Source organism: Kineococcus terrestris (assembly GCF_041020755.1).
GTDB lineage: Bacteria > Actinomycetota > Actinomycetes > Actinomycetales > Kineococcaceae > Kineococcus > Kineococcus terrestris.
Window position 1 is genome coordinate 1 of sequence record NZ_JBEUEI010000043.1, and the last position, 16,912, is coordinate 16,912.

The 16,912-nt window shown below is 77.3% G+C and carries 14 protein-coding genes; 11 read left to right on the forward strand and 3 right to left on the reverse strand.

Going from position 1 to position 16,912, the window contains the following annotated elements:
- Window positions 1–158: 158 nt before the first annotated feature.
- The 3 genes from AB8M62_RS18250 to AB8M62_RS18260 all read left to right on the forward strand — a co-directional run bounded on the left by AB8M62_RS18250 (window position 159) and on the right by AB8M62_RS18260 (window position 3,465).
- Entirely contained in the window at window positions 159–1,115 is a 957-nt protein-coding gene (locus AB8M62_RS18250) for a DUF4192 family protein (RefSeq protein ID WP_369070493.1), read from the forward strand.
- Between the two features lie 177 nt (window positions 1,116–1,292).
- The gene (locus AB8M62_RS18255; protein ID WP_369056246.1) at window positions 1,293–1,694 is read left to right on the forward strand and encodes a universal stress protein; all 402 of its coding nucleotides are present in this window, start codon (window positions 1,293–1,295) and stop codon (window positions 1,692–1,694) included.
- Between the two features lie 244 nt (window positions 1,695–1,938).
- Complete coding sequence (locus tag AB8M62_RS18260) at window positions 1,939–3,465, forward strand: RNA polymerase sigma factor (protein WP_369070479.1); 1,527 nt, start codon at window positions 1,939–1,941, stop codon at window positions 3,463–3,465.
- A gap of 68 nt (window positions 3,466–3,533) precedes the next feature.
- Here the strand turns inward: AB8M62_RS18260 and AB8M62_RS18265 are convergent, their stop codons facing one another.
- Together AB8M62_RS18265 and AB8M62_RS18270 are read right to left on the reverse strand one after the other, a co-directional pair.
- Window positions 3,534–4,046 carry a DUF456 domain-containing protein gene (locus AB8M62_RS18265; RefSeq protein ID WP_369070480.1) on the reverse strand — a complete coding sequence of 171 codons (513 nt, stop codon included), beginning with the start codon at window positions 4,044–4,046 and terminating at the stop codon, window positions 3,534–3,536.
- Window positions 4,047–4,110: 64 nt separating this feature from the next.
- The gene (locus AB8M62_RS18270) at window positions 4,111–4,341 is read right to left on the reverse strand and encodes a DUF7455 domain-containing protein (protein WP_373694999.1); all 231 of its coding nucleotides are present in this window, start codon (window positions 4,339–4,341) and stop codon (window positions 4,111–4,113) included.
- Between the two features lie 230 nt (window positions 4,342–4,571).
- Between AB8M62_RS18270 and AB8M62_RS18275 the strand changes: the two genes are divergently transcribed.
- The 8 genes from AB8M62_RS18275 to AB8M62_RS18310 all read left to right on the forward strand — a co-directional run bounded on the left by AB8M62_RS18275 (window position 4,572) and on the right by AB8M62_RS18310 (window position 14,441).
- The gene (locus tag AB8M62_RS18275; protein ID WP_369070481.1) at window positions 4,572–6,701 is read left to right on the forward strand and encodes a DNA gyrase/topoisomerase IV subunit B; all 2,130 of its coding nucleotides are present in this window, start codon (window positions 4,572–4,574) and stop codon (window positions 6,699–6,701) included.
- 227 nt (window positions 6,702–6,928) lie between these two features.
- Entirely contained in the window at window positions 6,929–7,690 is a 762-nt protein-coding gene (locus AB8M62_RS18280; RefSeq protein ID WP_369056250.1) for a DeoR/GlpR family DNA-binding transcription regulator, read from the forward strand.
- Window positions 7,687–8,694 (forward strand): 1-phosphofructokinase family hexose kinase, encoded by a 1,008-nt coding sequence (locus tag AB8M62_RS18285; RefSeq protein WP_369056251.1) that lies wholly within the window; start codon window positions 7,687–7,689, stop codon window positions 8,692–8,694. The genes AB8M62_RS18280 and AB8M62_RS18285 overlap by 4 nt, the downstream gene beginning before the upstream one ends.
- The gene (locus AB8M62_RS18290) at window positions 8,691–9,182 is read left to right on the forward strand and encodes a PTS sugar transporter subunit IIA (protein WP_369070482.1); all 492 of its coding nucleotides are present in this window, start codon (window positions 8,691–8,693) and stop codon (window positions 9,180–9,182) included. The genes AB8M62_RS18285 and AB8M62_RS18290 overlap by 4 nt, the downstream gene beginning before the upstream one ends.
- Window positions 9,179–10,705: a PTS fructose transporter subunit IIC gene (locus tag AB8M62_RS18295; RefSeq protein ID WP_369070483.1), complete on the forward strand. Its 1,527-nt coding sequence runs from the start codon at window positions 9,179–9,181 to the stop codon at window positions 10,703–10,705. The genes AB8M62_RS18290 and AB8M62_RS18295 overlap by 4 nt, the downstream gene beginning before the upstream one ends.
- Window positions 10,706–10,751: 46 nt before the next feature.
- Window positions 10,752–11,018: an HPr family phosphocarrier protein gene (locus AB8M62_RS18300; protein WP_369056254.1), complete on the forward strand. Its 267-nt coding sequence runs from the start codon at window positions 10,752–10,754 to the stop codon at window positions 11,016–11,018.
- A 52-nt stretch (window positions 11,019–11,070) separates the two neighbouring features.
- On the forward strand, window positions 11,071–12,792 hold the full coding sequence (gene ptsP / locus AB8M62_RS18305) for a phosphoenolpyruvate--protein phosphotransferase (RefSeq protein WP_369070484.1): 1,722 nt from the start codon (window positions 11,071–11,073) through the stop codon (window positions 12,790–12,792).
- Window positions 12,793–12,866: 74 nt separating this feature from the next.
- The gene (locus tag AB8M62_RS18310; protein WP_369070485.1) at window positions 12,867–14,441 is read left to right on the forward strand and encodes a carboxylesterase/lipase family protein; all 1,575 of its coding nucleotides are present in this window, start codon (window positions 12,867–12,869) and stop codon (window positions 14,439–14,441) included.
- 21 nt (window positions 14,442–14,462) lie between these two features.
- On the opposite strand, the gene AB8M62_RS18315 is transcribed toward AB8M62_RS18310, so the two are convergent.
- Window positions 14,463–16,817 (reverse strand): alpha-L-rhamnosidase, encoded by a 2,355-nt coding sequence (locus tag AB8M62_RS18315; protein ID WP_373695000.1) that lies wholly within the window; start codon window positions 16,815–16,817, stop codon window positions 14,463–14,465.
- Between the last annotated feature and the right edge of the window lie 95 nt (window positions 16,818–16,912).

The window sequence follows — 16,912 nt, forward strand, 5'->3', positions numbered from 1 at the left end:
CCCGGGGACCGCGCGCCGGCCCCCGGGGGGGGCGGGGCGCGCCGCCCGGGCCCCCGCCCGCCCCCCCCCCCCCCCCCCCCCCCCCCCCCCCCGCCCCCCCCCCCCCCCCCGCGGCCCTGGCCTCGTGGTGGCCGCCGGGGGCCCGGGTCGTCCTCGTCCTGCACGACGGGGCCGCCGCGCACGACGGGGCCGCACCCCCCGGCGGCTCCCCGTCCGCGCCCGGGCCGTCGCCGCGCCTGCGGCCCTCCCCGGCCGCGGGCGAGCTCGTGGAGCACCTGCTGCGCGACGCCGCCGGGCGCCGCGCCCGGGTGCTGGACGTCCTGCTGGTGGCCCCCGCGGGCTGGCGCTCGCTGTGGTGCGCCGACGAGGCGTGCTGCCCGCCGGGCGGGCGTCCCCCCTCCGAGCTGGCGGACGGGCCGGTGCCGGCCGAGGCGGTGCTGCGCGGCCTGGTCGCCCTGCCCGGGCGCGCCGACGCGCTGGCGCTGCCCGACGCGCCCCCGGCCGCCTCGCCCGCGCGCCGCGACGCCGACCGGGCCCGGCGTCGGCACGCCCGCCGGCCGGTCACCGCCGGGCGGCGGCGGGAGGACCTGGCGCTGTGGCGCGGCGAGCGGGCCCGCCACGAGGTGGCCGGTCCGGTCGCCGCCGCCGACCCGGAGGTGTGCGGGCGGCTGCTGGCCGCGCTGGAGGACGAGCGGCTGCGCGACGCGGTCCTGGCCGACACCGCGCCCGGCGCGACCGGCTCGCGGGCCGCCGACGTGCTCGTCGAGGGCGCGCCCGCCGGCGCCGCCGCCCCCGGTGCGGTGCCCGGCCCCGCCACGGTGGCCGGCCACCTGGCCCTGGAGGCCGCGCTGGGCGCCCCGCCGGACCCGGTGCGGGCGCGCGCGAGCGCCGCCCTGGCGGCCGACGTCGCCCGGTGGGGCCCGGGCAGGGCGGCCGCCCCGGCGTGGTCCGTGGCGGCGTGGGCGTGGTGGTCCCTGGGCGACGGCGTGCGCGCGGGCGCCGCCGTCGACGCCGCGCTGCGCTCCCGCCCCGACCACCCGCTGGCGCGCCTGCTGTCGCAGGCCCTGGCGCTCGGCCTGCCGCCGCGCCGGCGACCGCCCGGCCCCACCGGGTGAGGACCCGGCGAGCGACCGGGCCCGCGGCCGCGGGCCGGCGGTCCCCGCGGCGCCCGGTGCGGCATGCAGTACGGTCGCGACGGTCGTCGCCGCAGGAGCCGCCCGGGCCTGCGGCCGGCCGCGCGGGCCGGCCCGCGCTCCGCCGCACACCGGGCCGCTGCACGCAGGAGGTCGTCGATGGGCATCGTCGTCGGGTACGTGGCCAACCCCGAGGGCCGGACCGCCCTGCGCGACGCCGGCGCGGCGGCCGTCCGGCTGGCCCAGCCCCTGGTCGTCGTGCACAGCGTGCGACCGGGCCGCGAGGCCGACCCCGACGAGAGGGCGCAGCTGGAGGCCGTGCACGACGCCGTGCGCGCCGACCTGGACACCGCGGGCCTGGGGCACGAGCTGCGCGAGGTGCCCGACAGCGAGGACCCCGCCGACGACCTCATCACCGCGGCGGAGCAGACGGGCGCGCAGCTCATCGTCATCGGCCTGCGCCGGCGCACCCCCGTCGGCAAGCTCATCCTCGGCGCCAGCGCGCAGCGCATCCTGCTCGACGCGCCGTGCCCCGTCCTGGCGGTCAAGCCGGAGGAGTGAGCGGCCCGCGCGGCCCGGCCGGTGCGCCCGCGGGGCGTCGCCGCGGCCCGCGGCGTGCCAGAATGGTCCTTTGACGTCGTCACCGGGCAGTCACCGGGCATGAACCCCCACCCGCTGGTGTTGACGTCGTCGGCCGCTGCCCGCGCGGCCCGTTCCGCCCCTCGACGAAAGGCAGTTCGTGTCGTCGGCACCGACCTCCCGGCCTCTCCCGCCCGAGTTCGCGACCGCTCCCTTCCAGGAGCTCATGCAGCACGGCACCACCCACGGCTTCGTCGACGCCCACGCCGTCCGCACCGCGTGCGAGGACGCCCAGCTGCCCGTGCAGCGCATGAAGGTCGTCCTGCGCGCCCTCGACGACGCCGGCATCACCGTCCGCGTGCCCGAGGCCGCCCCCAAGCGCGCCGTCGCGGCCGCCGGGACCCGCCGGGCGACGTCGACCGCCACCGCCACCAAGACCGCCCGGCCCGCCAAGCGCGCCGCGGCCCCCGCCACGACCGCCGCGCCCGCGGTGGACGGCACCGCCGACGCCGACGGCACCGCGCCCGCCAAGCGCGCCACCCGCGCCAAGACCGCCGCCCGCAAGACCGCCAAGACGGCTCCGGCCGCTCCCGCCGCGGCTCCCGCCACCGGCGCCCCCGAGGGCGGGGAGCCCGCCGAGGACGAGGTGCGCGAGGAGGACCTGCTCGCCGACGTCGACGCCGCCGACGCGGTCACCGAGGCGCCCGCCGAGGAGACCGCCGCCGACGAGGAGACCGCTCCCGAGGCCGAGGCGGACTCCGGTCCCGCCAAGCCGACCGCCGGGGGCTTCGTGCTCACCGACGACGACGACGACGCCCCGGCCCAGCAGGTCGCCACCGCCGGCGCCACCGCGGACCCGGTCAAGGACTACCTCAAGCAGATCGGCAAGGTCGCCCTCCTCAACGCCGAGCAGGAGGTCGAGCTCGCCAAGCGCATCGAGGCCGGCCTGTTCGCCGAGGAGAAGCTGCACTCCGGCGACGTCACCGACCAGACGCTCAAGCGCGAGCTGTGGTGGATCAGCGAGGACGGCCGCCGGGCCAAGAACCACCTGCTCGAGGCCAACCTGCGCCTGGTCGTCTCCCTGGCCAAGCGCTACACCGGGCGCGGCATGCTCTTCCTGGACCTGATCCAGGAGGGCAACCTCGGCCTCATCCGCGCGGTGGAGAAGTTCGACTACACCAAGGGCTACAAGTTCTCGACCTACGCGACGTGGTGGATCCGCCAGGCCATCACCCGCGCCATGGCCGACCAGGCCCGCACCATCCGCATCCCGGTGCACATGGTCGAGGTCATCAACAAGCTCGCCCGCGTCCAGCGGCAGATGCTGCAGGACCTGGGCCGCGAGCCCACGCCGGAGGAGCTCGCCAAGGAGCTCGACATGACCCCCGAGAAGGTCGTCGAGGTCCAGAAGTACGGCCGCGAGCCCATCTCGCTGCACACCCCGCTGGGCGAGGACGGCGACAGCGAGTTCGGCGACCTCATCGAGGACTCCGAGGCCGTCGTGCCCGCCGACGCGGTGAGCTTCACGCTGCTGCAGGAGCAGCTGCACTCGGTGCTCGACACGTTGTCCGAGCGCGAGGCCGGTGTGGTGTCGATGCGCTTCGGCCTCACCGACGGCCAGCCCAAGACGCTCGACGAGATCGGCAAGGTCTACGGCGTGACCCGCGAGCGGATCCGCCAGATCGAGTCCAAGACGATGTCCAAGCTGCGCCACCCCTCGCGCTCGCAGGTGCTGCGCGACTACCTGGACTGATCCGGCAGCACGTGCGAGAGGCCCCCACCGCGACCGCGGTGGGGGCCTCTCGCACGTGCGGGGGCGGTTCAGCGCAGCGCCAGCGCCCCCGCCACCCACACCAGCGCCGCCAGCAGGGCGGCCGAGCCCTCGATGAGGATGCTCAGCCCGACGTTCTTGAGCGCCACGACGGTCGACGCGACCGCCGGTCGCAGGGCGCCGGACCCGCCCGTGCCGGCGGCCGGGCGGGTCGCGCGGGCCAGCTCGGCGAGGAAGACGCCGAGCACGAAGCAGAGGACCAGCCCGAGGACCGGGACGACGAAGAAGCCGACGACCCCGAGCAGCCCGCCCAGCAGCAGGCTGCGGGTGCGGATCCCGGCGCGCGTCATGCGCCGGCCGGGCACGAGGTACATGGCGACCTGACCGGCCACCAGGACGGCGACGACCCCGGCCCACCACCACCAGGCGGCGCCACCGGTGACGAGCGCCCACACGAGGGTGGCGGCCGCGACGAGGAGGGTGCCGGGCAGGACCGGCAGGACGACGCCGACGATGCCGACGGCGACGGCCAGCGCGACGAGGACGAGCCCGGGGTCACCCATCGCGGGGACCCCGGGCTCGTCTCGTCAGGGCTCCCGGGCCGGGAGCGGTGCGCACGTCAGCCGGTCAGCGCTCGTCGGACGGCGCGGTGGCCGGCGTGGTGGCCAGCTTGCGCGTCTCGTCCTGGATGTCGCGCGCGACACCCTGCAGCGCGTCGCGGTGCTCGCGGCCGTGGTGACCGCAGAACAGCAGCTCGCCGCCGGAGGACAGCAGGACGCGCACGTAGGCCTGGGCGCCGCACCGGTCGCACCGGTCGGCGGCCGTCATGGGGTCGTGGGCAAGGGCGGTGGTGGTCACTCGCGACTCCTTCCGTACAGCGCGTGGCGGGCGGCAGCGACCTGCTCCCGCTCTCACCTTCTCCCAACCCTGCCCCCGGCGCGCGCGTTCCCACACCGGTGGAGCAGTCCGTTCGCTGTCGGCGGAGGTGGTCTCGGTCACACCGGGTCGCGGGGGGACCCGCGACACGGCTGCCGGGCGCTCCCGGGCGCTCCCGGGCGCTGTCGGCGCCGGCACGTAACCTCGCGGGCGTGACACCTCCTCCCGCCCGCGCGGGCGCCCGCCGGGGCCCCGACGACTCCGACGGCTACACCGCCGCCCACCTGCTGGTCCTCGAGGGGCTGGAGGCCGTGCGCAAGCGGCCCGGCATGTACATCGGGTCCACGGACTCGCGCGGGCTCATGCACTGCCTGTGGGAGGTCATCGACAACTCCGTCGACGAGGCCCTGGGCGGGCACTGCCACCGCATCGACGTCGTGCTGCACCCGGACGGCTCGGTGGAGGTGCGCGACGACGGCCGCGGCATCCCCGTCGACGTCGAGCCGCGCACCGGCCTGTCGGGCGTCGAGGTCGTCTTCACCCACCTGCACGCCGGCGGCAAGTTCGGCGGCGGCTCCTACTCGGCCTCCGGCGGCCTGCACGGCGTGGGCGCCAGCGTCGTCAACGCCCTGTCCGCGCGCCTGGACGTCGAGGTGGACCGCGGCGGCAAGACGCACGCGGCGAGCTTCCGCCGCGGCGTGCCCGGCCGCTTCGCCGGCGAGGGCCCGGAGGCCCCCTTCACGCCCACCACGGGCCTGGAGGTCGTCGGGCGCGCCAAGCGCGGCGTCACCGGCACCCGGGTGCGGTACTGGGCCGACCCGCAGGTGTTCGTCCGCGAGGCGCGCTTCTCCTACGCCGACCTGGCCGACCGCGCCCGCCAGACCTCCTTCCTCGTGCCGGGTCTGCGCATCGTCGTGCGCGACGAGCGCCGCCTGCCGGGCACGCCGGGCGAGGACGGGCCGGTGGAGGAGGTCTTCCAGCACGACGGCGGCATCAGCGAGTACGCGGAGTACCTGTCCCCGGGCACGCCGCTGACGGCGGTGTGGCGCCTGCAGGGCTCGGACACCTTCCGCGAGACCGTGCCGGTCCTGGACGAGGACGGGCACATGAGCCCCACCGAGGTCGAGCGCGAGTGCGTCGTGGACGTCGCGCTGCGCTGGGGCACCGGATACGACACGGTGGTGCGCTCGTTCGTCAACATCATCGCCACGCCCAAGGGCGGCACCCACCTGGCCGGCTTCGACGCGGCCGTGCTGCGCGCGGTGAAGAAGCAGGTGGACGCCGCCGCGCGCCGCCTGAAGGTCGGCAAGGACGACAAGCTCGAGCGCGACGACGTGCAGGCCGGCATGACGGCCGTGGTGACGGTGCGCCTGGCCGAGCCGCAGTTCGAGGGGCAGACCAAGGAGGTGCTGGGCACCCCGGCCGTGCGCCAGATCGTCACGCGCGTGGTCGAGCGCGAGCTGGGCGAGGTGTTCTCCTCCCCGCGCCGCGACGACAAGCAGCAGACCGCCCTGCTGCTGGAGAAGGTCGTCTCGGAGATGAAGACGCGCATCTCCGCGCGCCTGCACAAGGAGACCCAGCGGCGCAAGAACGCCCTGGAGTCCTCCTCCCTGCCGGCGAAGCTGAAGGACTGCCGCTCCGACGACGTCGAGCGCTCGGAGCTGTTCCTCGTCGAGGGCGACTCGGCGCTGGGCACGGCCATGCGCGCGCGCGACTCCGAGCACCAGGCGCTGCTGCCGCTGCGGGGGAAGATCCTCAACGTCCAGAAGGCGTCCGTGGCGGACATGCTGAAGAACGCCGAGTGCGCCTCGATCATCCAGGTGGTCGGGGCGGGCTCGGGGCGCAGCTTCGACCTGTCCGCGGCCCGCTACGGCAAGGTCATCCTCATGACGGACGCCGACGTCGACGGCGCCCACATCCGCACGCTGCTGCTGACGCTGTTCTTCCGGTACATGCGCCCGCTGGTCGACGCCGGCCGGGTCTTCGCGGCCGTCCCGCCGCTGCACCGCATCGACGTGGTCGGGGCGGGCCGGGCGAAGAACGAGGTGGTCTACACCTACTCCGACGCCGAGATGCGCCGGGTGACCGCGGATCTGCGCAAGCGCGGCCGGCGCTGGAGGGAGCCCATCCAGCGCTACAAGGGCCTGGGGGAGATGGACGCGGACCAGCTCGCCGAGACGACGATGGACCCCGGCCACCGCACCCTGCGCCGCGTCACGGTGCGCGACGCGGAGGTGGCCGAGCGGGTGTTCGAGCTGCTCATGGGCAACGAGGTCGCCCCGCGCAAGGACTTCATCGTCTCCGGCGCCGAGCGGCTGGACCGCGACCGCATCGACGCCTGACGCTCGCACCCGACCCGCACCCGCGACGGCGCGTCCCCGGCTCCGGCCGGTGGGCGCGCCGTCGCGCGTGCGGGTCCGTCCGGGCACCCGGCGCACCCCGGACGGTGAACGGGCAGAAACGGGCAGTCCGGTTTCGTCCGTTTGCTTGACTCCGTGCCCGAACGGGCGCACACTCGTGCCCACGGACCACAGGTCCGGGCACGACCACGACGGACGACGGAGTCTCGATGTACGCGACGGAGCGCCACCAGGCGATCCTCGACCGCGCCCGCGACGCGGGCCGGGTCGAGGTCACCGCGCTGGCCGACGTCCTCGACGTCACCCCGGAGACCATCCGCCGCGACCTGACCGCCCTCGAGCGGCGCGGCGTCCTGCGCCGCGTGCACGGCGGGGCCATCCCCGTCGAGCGGCTCGGGCACGAGCCCGCGGTGGGGGAGCGGCAGTCCGCGCGGGCCGCCGAGAAGGACCGCATCGCCAAGGCCGCCCTGGCCGAGCTGCCCGACGGCGGCTCGGTGCTCCTGGACGCCGGCACCACCACCGTGCGCCTGGCCGAGCTGCTGCCGCCCGACCGCGACCTGGTCGTCGTCACCCACGGCCTGCAGGTCGCCCAGGCGGTCTCCGCGATCGCCGGGACCACGCTGCACCTGGTCGGCGGGCAGGTGCGCGGGCGCACCCTGGCCGCCGTCGGCGGCTGGGCCGAGCGGGCGCTGGCCGAGGTCTTCGCCGACGTCTGCTTCCTGGGCACCAACGGCCTGACCCCCCAGCGCGGGCTGACCACGCCCGACCTGCACGAGGCCACCGTCAAGCGGGCGCTCATCCGCGCGGCCCGCCGCACCGTCGTGCTGGCCGACCACACCAAGCTCGGCCGCGACGACTTCGCGCACGTCGCCGACCTGGAAGGGATCGACACCGTGATCACCGACAGCGGGGCGGACCCGGCGATCGTCGCCGAGCTGGAGTCCGCCGGCGTCCGGGTGGTGCTCGCGTGAGCACCCCGCCCGCCGGGGCGCCCGGCGCGCCCACCGGGGACCTCGTCCTCACCGTCACCCCCAACCCCAGCGTCGACCACACGGTCGAGCTGGCCGTCCTGACCCGCGGGGAGGTCCACCGGGCCACCGCCGCGTTCGTCGAGGCCGGCGGCAAGGGCGTCAACGTCGCCCGCGCGCTGGCCCGCCACGGGCACCGCGCCAGCGCGGTCGTGCCCTCCGGCGGCGTCGACGGCGACCGGCTCGTCGGCCTGCTGGCCCCCCAGCGCGTCGACGTCGTGCCCGTCGCCGTGGCCGGCGCCATCCGCACCAACACCACCGTCGTCGAGGCCGACGGCACCACCACCAAGCTCAACGAGCCCGGGCCGGTGCTGTCCGCCCCGGAGGTCGACGCGCTGCTGCGCACCGTGCGCGCGCGCCTGACCGTCGGGCCCCGCTGGCTGGTCTCCTGCGGCAGCCTGCCGCCGGGCGCGCCCGCCGACGTCCACGCCCGCGTCGTCGCCCTGGGCCGCGAGGCCGGGGTCGCCACCGCGGTGGACACCTCCGGGGACGCCCTGGCCGCCGCCGTGGCCGCCGACCCGGACGTGGTCAAGCCCAACCTGGAGGAGCTGGCCGAGCTCGTGGCCCGCGAGCTGCAGACCGTGGGCGACGTGCTGGCCGCCGTGGCCGAGCTGCGCGCGCGCGGCGCCCGGCGCGCCGACGTCCTCGTCTCCCTCGGCGGCGCGGGCGCCCTGCTCGTCACCCCGCGCGAGACCGTCTGGGCCGGCGGCGAGCCGCTCGTGCCGCGCAGCACCGTGGGCGCGGGCGACTGCACCCTGGCCGGCTACCTGCACGCCGGCGGCCCGGCCGCCGAGCGCCTGCGCACCGCCGTCAGCTGGGGCCGCGCCGCGGTCCTGCTGCCCGGCAGCGCCGTCCCCGGACCCGACGAGACGCCCGCCGGCGCCGCCGGCGTCCGCGTCGTGACCGATCCCGACCCCGACACCAGCGTCAAGGAGTTCGCGCCGTGAGCGACACCGCCAGCCAGCAGCAGGGCACCACGCCCGACCTGATCACCGCCGACCTGGTGATCGCCGACCTCGTCGCCGCCGACAAGGGCGACGCCACCCGCCAGCTGGCGGACACCCTCGTCGCGGCCGGGCGGGTCACCGACCGCGAGCGCTTCCTCGCCGACGTCGCCGCCCGCGAGGAGCAGATGGCCACCGGCATCCCCGGCGGCATCGGCCTGCCGCACGCGCGCTCCGAGGCCGTCACCGTCCCCAGCCTCGCCGTCGGCCGCGTCGTCAGCGGCGAGCGCGTCGACTTCGGCGCCCCCGACGGCCCCGCCAACCTCGTCTTCCTCATCGCGGCGCCCACGACGGGGGAGTCGGACCACCTGACGATCCTCGCCGCGCTCGCCCGCAAGCTCGTGCACGCCTCCTTCCGCCAGTCCCTCCTCGAGGCCCCCGACGCCGCGTCGGTCGCCTCGACCGTCCTCCGAGAGGTGTACGGACGATGAAGTTCGTCGCGATCACGTCGTGCCCCACGGGCATCGCCCACACGTACATGGCCGCCGAGGCCCTCGAGCAGGCCGGCAAGGCCGCCGGTCACGAGGTCGTCGTCGAGACCCAGGGGGCCGCCGGCTCGGCGCCCCTGGACCCGGCCGTCATCGCCGCCGCCGACGGCGTCATCTACGCCGCCGACCTGGAGGTGCGCGACAAGGGCCGCTTCGCGGGCCTGCCCAGCGTCGACGTCGGCGTCAAGAAGGCCGTCGCCGACGCCCCCGGGGTCGTCGCCGCCGCGGTCGCCGCCGTCGGGTCCGCCCCCGCCCGCACCGCCGGCGGGCCGGCCGTGCAGCCGGGCGACGACGTGCCCGGCTCGCCCGTGGCCGGCGGCCCGGCCCTGGCCACCAAGGTCACCGCGGGCGCCGGGGTCGGCACCCGCGTGCGGCAGTGGCTGATGACCGGTGTCAGCTACATGATCCCGTTCGTCGCCGCGGGCGGCATCCTCATCGCCCTGTCGTTCATGCTCGGCGGCTACGAGATCGTCAGCGTCACCGCCGACGACCTCATCGCCGGGTTCGACCCGCTCTCGCGCCAGGACTGGGCCGGGCTGATGTTCGTCGTGGGCGGCACGGCGTTCGGCTTCCTCGTGCCCGTGCTGGCCGGTTTCATCGCCTTCGGCATCGCCGACCGCCCGGGCATCGCCCCCGGTTTCGTCGGCGGTTCGGTGGCCGTCGCGGTGGGCGCCGGTTTCCTCGGCGGCCTCGTCGCCGGTTTCCTCGGCGGTTTCGTCGCCCTGTGGCTGGCGCGGCGCAAGGTGCCCAACGCGGTGCGCGGCGTCATGCCCGTCGTCGTCATCCCGCTGGTCGCGACCCTCGTCACCGCCGGGCTCATGCTGGCCGTCCTGGGCCGCCCGCTGGCCTGGCTCATGGACAGCCTCACCAACGGCCTGAACTCCCTGTCCGGCAGCGGGATCGTGCTGCTGGGCGTCATCCTCGGCGTCATGATGGCCGCGGACCTGGGCGGGCCGATCAACAAGGTGGCCTACACGTTCGCCACCACCGGCCTGGCCACCGCGGCCGCCAGCTCCGGCAGCCCCGTGGAGCTGCGCGTCATGGCCGCCGTCATGGCCGCCGGCATGACCCCGCCGCTGGGCATCGCCGTCGCCACCTTCGTGCGCAAGCGCCTGTTCACCGAGGCCGAGCGGCAGAACGGCAAGGCCGCGGTCCTGCTGGGCTCCTTCTTCATCACCGAGGGCGCCATCCCGTTCGCCGCGGCCGCGCCGCTGCGCATCCTGCCCGCCGCGATGATCGGCTCGGGCGTCACCGGCGGCCTGGTGATGGCCTTCGGCAGCACGCTGCGCGCCCCCCACGGCGGCGTGGTCGTCTTCGGCCTCGTCGGCCAGCCGCTGCTGTACCTGCTGGCCATCCTCGTCGGCACCGCCGTCACGGCCGCCGCCGTCATCGCGTTCAAGGGCTTCCACCGCGCCGGCTCGCCCGCCGTCGCCGAGAAGGCCGACGCCCAGGCCGTCGCGGCCTGAGACCGGACCCGAGCAGCACCCCCCCCCAGCACCGGAGGAGAACCCCGTGAGCACCCGCACCGCCGTCGTCGGCTCCCGCGTCGGCCTGCACGCCCGCCCCGCCTCGCTGTTCGTCCAGGCGGCCACCGCCACGGGCCTGCCCGTGACGATCGCCAAGGACGGCGGCGACCCCGTCGACGCCCGCAGCATCCTCATGGTGATGGGCCTGGGCGCCCAGCACGGCGAGCGCGTCGTGCTGACCGCCGAGGGCGAGGGCGCCGACGAGGCGCTGGCCCGCCTGGCCGAGCTGGTCGAGACCGACCACGACGCCTGAGCACCCGCAGCACCCGCACCACCCGCAGCGCGAGACGAAGGAGCCCACCGCCGTGACCACCACGCCCACCCCCACCAGTCCTGCCGACGCCGCGGGCGCCGGTGACGTCCTGACCGGGGTGGGCGTGGGCACGTCCGCCGCGGTGGGCTCCGTCGTCCTCGTCGCCCCCGCCGCCCGCCCGCCGGCCGACGAGGCCGCCCCGGCCGACCCCGAGGCGGCGCTGGCGGCCGTGCGGGCCGCCTTCGCCGCCGTCGCCGCGACGCTGCGCGAGCGCGCCGCCTCCGCCGGCGGCACCACCGCCGACGTGCTCGCGGCCACCGCCCTCATGGCCGAGGACCCCGGCCTGCTCGGCGACGTGGAGCGCCGGCTGCGCGCCGGCACCGGCCCGGCCACGGCCGTCGACGAGGCCGTGGAGGGCTTCTGCGCCGTCCTGGCCGCCAGCGGCCCCTACCTCGCCGAGCGCGTCACCGACCTGCGCGACGTGCGCGACCGCGTCGTCGCCCACGTCCTGGGGCTGGCCCAGCCCGGCGTGCCGCAGCTGACCGGCCCCTCGGTCGTCGTGGCCGCCGACCTGGCCCCCGCCGACACCGCCGCCCTGGACCTGGCGAAGGTCGTCGGCATCGTCACCGAGCTGGGCGGCCCCACCAGCCACACCGCGATCATCGCCGCGCAGCTCGACGTCCCCTGCGTCGTGCGGGTGACCGGCGCCCAGCGGCTGCGCCCGGGCGCGCCGGTGGCCGTGGACGCCCGGGCGGGCACCGTCGTCGTCGAGCCCGGCGAGGACGTGCGCGCCGAGGTGGAGCGCCGCCGCGCCGTGCGCGAGGCCCTGGCGAGCGCCTCGGGCGGTCCCGGCGCCACCGCCGACGGCACCGCGGTCGCCCTGCTGGCCAACGTCGGCACCGTCGAGGACGCCGAGCGCGCGGCCGCCCACGACGTCGAGGGCGTCGGCCTGTTCCGCACCGAGGTGCTCTTCCTGGAGCGCGCGAGCGCCCCGACCGTCGAGGAGCAGACCGACGCCTACGCGCGGGTGCTGCGCGCCTTCGGCGAGCGCAAGGTCGTCGTGCGCACCCTGGACGCCGGCGCCGACAAGCCGCTGGCCTTCGTCGAGGTGGAGGCCGAGGAGAACCCCGCCCTCGGCGTGCGGGGCCTGCGCACCGCGCGCCGGCACCCGCAGCTGCTCACCGACCAGCTGACCGCGCTGGCCGCGGCCGCCGAGCGCACCGGCACCACGCCGTGGGTCATGGCTCCCATGGTCTCCACGCCCGCGGAGGCGGCCGACTTCGCCGGGCGGGCCCGCGCCGCCGGCCTGGGCGTCGTCGGCGCGATGGTCGAGGTCCCCGCCGCGGCCCTGCGCGCGGACGCGCTGCTGGCGGCCGGGCTGGACTTCGTCAGCGTCGGCACCAACGACCTGACCCAGTACACGATGGCCGCCGACCGCCTCGCCGGGGAGCTGGCCGACCTGCTCGACCCCTGGCAGCCGGCCGTCCTGCAGCTCGTGGGCCTGACCGGCGCGGCCGGCGCCGCCGCCGGGCGCAGCGTCGGCGTGTGCGGGGAGGCGGCCCGCGACCCGCTGCTGGCCCTCGTCCTCGTCGGCCTGGGGGTGCGCAGCCTGTCGATGGCCCCCGCCGCCGTGCCCGCCGTCCGCTTCGCCCTGTCCCGCACGAGCGTCGAGGACTGCCGCCGCCTGGCCGCGGCCGCCCTGGCCGCCGACGACGCGGCCGCGGCGCGCGCCGCCGTCGCGCAGCTGGCCGACCCGGAGGTCCTGGCGCTCTGACGCCCGCCCGGGCCCCCGCCCGCGGGCCGACGTAGCCTCGCCGCGTCGTGGGTCGTCGTCGCGCGGGAGGTCCGGTGGGCAGGGTCGTCGTCACCACGAGCGGTCGGGTGCGGGGGCTGGACCCCGTCGACGGGGTCGAGGCCTTCCGCGGCCTGCCGTACGCCGCGCCGCCCGTGGGCCGGTACCGCTTCCAGGCCCCGCAGCCCGTGCCGGCCCACCGCGGGGTCCGCGAGGCCCGCACGCCCTCGCCCGTGGCGCCGCAGGACCCGCGCTCCGGGAACGGCTGGACGCCGGCCTCGGGCGGGGACTACCTGACGCTGGACGTCTTCGCGCCCGCCGGTCCGGCCGCGCCCGCCGCCCCGCCGGACGGGCGGCCCGTCCTGGTGTGGGTGCACGGCGGCGCCTACGTCACCGGGGCCGGGTCCTCACCCGCGTACCACCCGCGCGCGCACGTGCGCCGCGGCACGCTCGTGGTGAGCGTGAACTACCGCCTGGGCGCCGAGGGGTTCCTCGCCGTACCGGGCGCCCCGGGGAACCGCGCCCTGCGCGACCAGGTCGCGGCCCTGGAGTGGGTGCGCGACAACGTGTCCGCCTTCGGCGGCGACCCGGCGCGGGTGACGGTGGCGGGGGAGTCCGCGGGCGCCGGGTCGGTCGCCGCGCTGCTGTGCGCACCGTCGGCGCGCGGGCTGTTCCGGCGCGCGGTCGCGCACAGCGTGTACGGCGACACCGTGACCCCGGCCGTCGCCGACGACGTGGCGCGGCGGGTGGCGCGCGCCGCCCGGGTGCCCGCCACGCTCGCGGGGTTCGCGGGGCTGCCGCCCGTGCGGCTGCTGGCCGCCACCGAGTTCGTGCAGCGCGAGGCCACCAGCGCCGCCCGCCGGGCCCGCCGCGGCACGGCCAGCCTCGTGCACGTGCCCGTCGTCGGCGGGCAGTTCCTGCCCGAGCCGCTGTTCGACGGCCCGGCCGCGGGCGGGGACCCGGACGTGGACCTGCTGGTGTGCCACAACGACGACGAGTGGCGGCTGTTCTCCCTCACCGGCATGGGCCCCACGGCCCGCACCGAGGACGAGCTGGGCGCCTTCGCGCTCGCCGCGCGCCTGGACGCCGACCGCTTCGCCCGCTACCGGGCGGCGCTGCCCGCGTCCGCGACGCCGCGGGACGTCGCCGACGCGCTGATGACCGACGCGGTGTTCGCCGAGCCGACCACCCGCTTCGCCGCCCGGCACGCCGCCCGCGGCGGGCGCACGTTCTCCTCCCGGTTCGCCTGGCGCAGCCCCGCGCTGGGGTTCCGCCTGGGCGCCGCGCACGCGGTCGACCTGCCGTTCGCGTTCGGCAACCCCGGCGGGTGGGACGTGCTGCTGCACGCCGTCCCGGTGCTGGAGCTGGCCCGCCGGCTGCCGGTCGTCGGGCCGCGGGTGCCGGGGGTGTGGCCCACGCCGGCGGCGGCCCGCCTGTCGCGGCGGATGGTCGACGCGTGGACGGGGTTCGTCCACCACGGCGACCCCGGCTGGCCCGCCGCCGACACCACCGCCACCCCGGTGCACGTGTGGGACGGCGTGGACCGGCGCGAGGGCGCGGAGGCGGCCACCGGTCCCGGCGGCCGCCGCCGGGTCTGGCAGGGCGTCCCGCTGGACCCCTGGGACCTCTGAGCCCCAGCCGGCTCCGCGCCCTCAGCCGCCCGCGACGCCGGGCGCGGTGAGCCGGTGGACGCCCGCGCCCAGCTCCTCGTCGTCGCGGCCGGGCAGGCGCACCAGCGCGCTCGTGCCCGCCGGCACCTCGACGTCCACGACCAGCTCCCGCCCGCCGTCCGGGCCGTCGGTCAGCTCCCACGCGACGGCCAGCCGCCCGTGCGGGGTCTGCAGGGCCCCGCGCGCCCACGTCAGCCCGCCGCCCGGACGCGGCGCCACGAGCGAGCGCCGGTAGCCCGGTTCCAGCGGCGCCAGGCCGGCGACGGTGCGGTGCACCCAGTCCGCGACGGCGCCCAGGGCGTAGTGGTTGAAGCTCGTCATCTCCCCGGGGTTCACCGAGCCGTCCGGCAGCATCGAGTCCCAGCGCTCCCACACCGTGGTGGCGCCCATCGTCACCGGGTACAGCCACGAGGGGCACTCCGTCTGCAGCAGCAGGCGGTAGGCGTCGTCCAGGTGCCCGGTGAGGGTGAGGGCGTCGGTGACGAAGGGGGTGCCGGCGAAGCCCGTGGCGATGCGGTGGCCGGCGCCGGTGACCAGTTCCGCCAGCCGGTCCCCGGCGCGCCGGCGCACCTCGCCCTCGAGCAGCCCGAACACGACGGCCAGCGCGTAGACCGTGGGGCAGTCGCTGGTGACGGTGCCGTCCTCGCCCACGTAGTGCTCGCCGAACGCGGTGCGCAGGCGCTCGGCCAGCGCCCCGTAGCGCTGCGCGTCGCCGTCGCGGCCCAGCAGCGCGGCGGCCTGCGCCACCAGGTGCGCGCTGCGGAACGCGCACGCGGTCGCGACCACGCCGGGGTCGGCGCGGGCCCGGAACGGGTCCTCCGGCGGCGCCTGCGGGTCCAGCCAGTCGCCGAACTGGAACCCGGTGTCCCACAACCCCGTCGGGGACAGCAGCGACTCGACGCGGTCGACGTGGGCGGCCATCGAGGTGAACGACTCCGCCAGCACCTCCCGGTCGCCGTACGCCTGCCACAGCGCCCACGGCACCCACACCGCCGCGTCGCTCCACAGGGCGGTCGACTCCTGCGCCGGCAGGCCGCCGGGCCGGTCCTGGAACTTCAGCACGTCGGGGACGACGAAGGCGACCATCCCGTCGGCGGCGCGCTGCTCGGCGCGCAGGTCGGCCAGCCAGTCCCGCAGGAACCCCGACACGTCGTACAGGTACGCGGCGGTGGGCGCGAACGCGGACAGGTCGCCGGTCCACCCCAGCCGCTCGTCGCGCTGCGGGCAGTCGGTGGGGACGTCGAGGAAGTTCCCGCGGAGCCCCCAGACGACGTTGCGGTGGAACTGCTCGAGCAGCTCGTGCGAGCACCCGAACTCACCCGTGCGGCGCAGGTCGGAGTGCACGACGACGGCCTCGACGTCACCGGCGTCCACGGCGCGGCGCAGGCCCTCCTCGCCGCCGGGCCAGCCGGTCAGCCCGGCGTAGCGGAACCCGTGGAAGGTGAACGTCGGCTCGAACCCGTCGTCGCCGCCGGACAGCACGAACCGGTCGGTGGCGGCCGCCGAGCGCAGCGGCCGGACGCCCAGCTCGTCGTGCTCGAGGACCTCGGCGTGGCGGACGACGACCTCCTGCCCCGCCTCGCCGCGCACGCGCAGGCGCAGCCAGCCGACGAGGTTCTGCCCCAGGTCCAGCAGCAGCTCGCCGGCTGGCGACGTCCACACCCGCTGCGGGCGCACGACCTCCTGCCGGCGCACGGGCGGGCCGGCGTGCGGCGTCAGCCGCGCGGTGTCGAAGGGCACCTCCTCGACGGGGCCCCACCCGTCGGCGGGCGCGCCGGGGACGGCCCAGTCGCCGGGGTCGCGGCGCGCGTCGACGGTCTGCCCGTCGTACAGGTCGTTCGCCAGGACCGCCGAGGGACCCGCCGTCCACGTCGCGTCGGTGGCCACGACCTGGCGGTGGCCGTCGGCGAACTCCACCTCCAGCTGCGCCAGCGCGGCGGGGCGGTCGGCGTAGAAGCCGCTGCGGCCGGTCCAGCCGAGGCGGCCGACGGCCCAGCCGCGTCCCAGCGCCAGGCCCAGCACGTGCTCCCCGCGCGCGTCCTGGCGCAGGCGCTCGGTGACGTCGTGGCTGCGGTACCGCAGCCGCCACTCGTAGCTGGACCAGCCGGGGGTCAGGACCTCGTCGGCGACGGGGACGCCGTCCAGGACGGGCTCGACGACGCCGAGGGCGGTGACGTGCAGGGCGGCGCGGCGCACCTCGCCGTGACCCCCGTCGAGGCGGAACGCGCCGCGCAGCAGGGGGGCGCCGGCGTGGTCGTCGGCGGCGGCGACCATCCGCGCGCGCCAGTCCGTGACGGGCGCGGGTGCGGAGGAGGGGGTGGTGGAGGTGGCGGTCATCGGCGTCGGACCTCGCTGTCCTGGGAGCTGAAACCTTTCAGGTCGACGCTACCCAGTCGTCCGGGGCCCGGTCAACGCCTCCGCTCGCGCACCGC

Bases quoted from the DNA above. Each gene is read 5' to 3' on its own strand.
- AB8M62_RS18255 (WP_369056246.1), top strand. From the start codon at position 1,293: ATGGGCATCGTCGTCGGGTACGTGGCCAACCCCGAGGGCCGGACCGCC.
- AB8M62_RS18260 (WP_369070479.1), top strand. From the start codon at position 1,939: ATGCAGCACGGCACCACCCACGGCTTCGTCGACGCCCACGCCGTCCGC.
- AB8M62_RS18265 (WP_369070480.1), bottom strand. From the start codon at position 4,046: ATGGGTGACCCCGGGCTCGTCCTCGTCGCGCTGGCCGTCGCCGTCGGC.
- AB8M62_RS18280 (WP_369056250.1), top strand. From the start codon at position 6,929: ATGTACGCGACGGAGCGCCACCAGGCGATCCTCGACCGCGCCCGCGAC.
- AB8M62_RS18295 (WP_369070483.1), top strand. From the start codon at position 9,179: ATGAAGTTCGTCGCGATCACGTCGTGCCCCACGGGCATCGCCCACACG.
- AB8M62_RS18315 (WP_373695000.1), bottom strand. From the start codon at position 16,817: ATGACCGCCACCTCCACCACCCCCTCCTCCGCACCCGCGCCCGTCACG.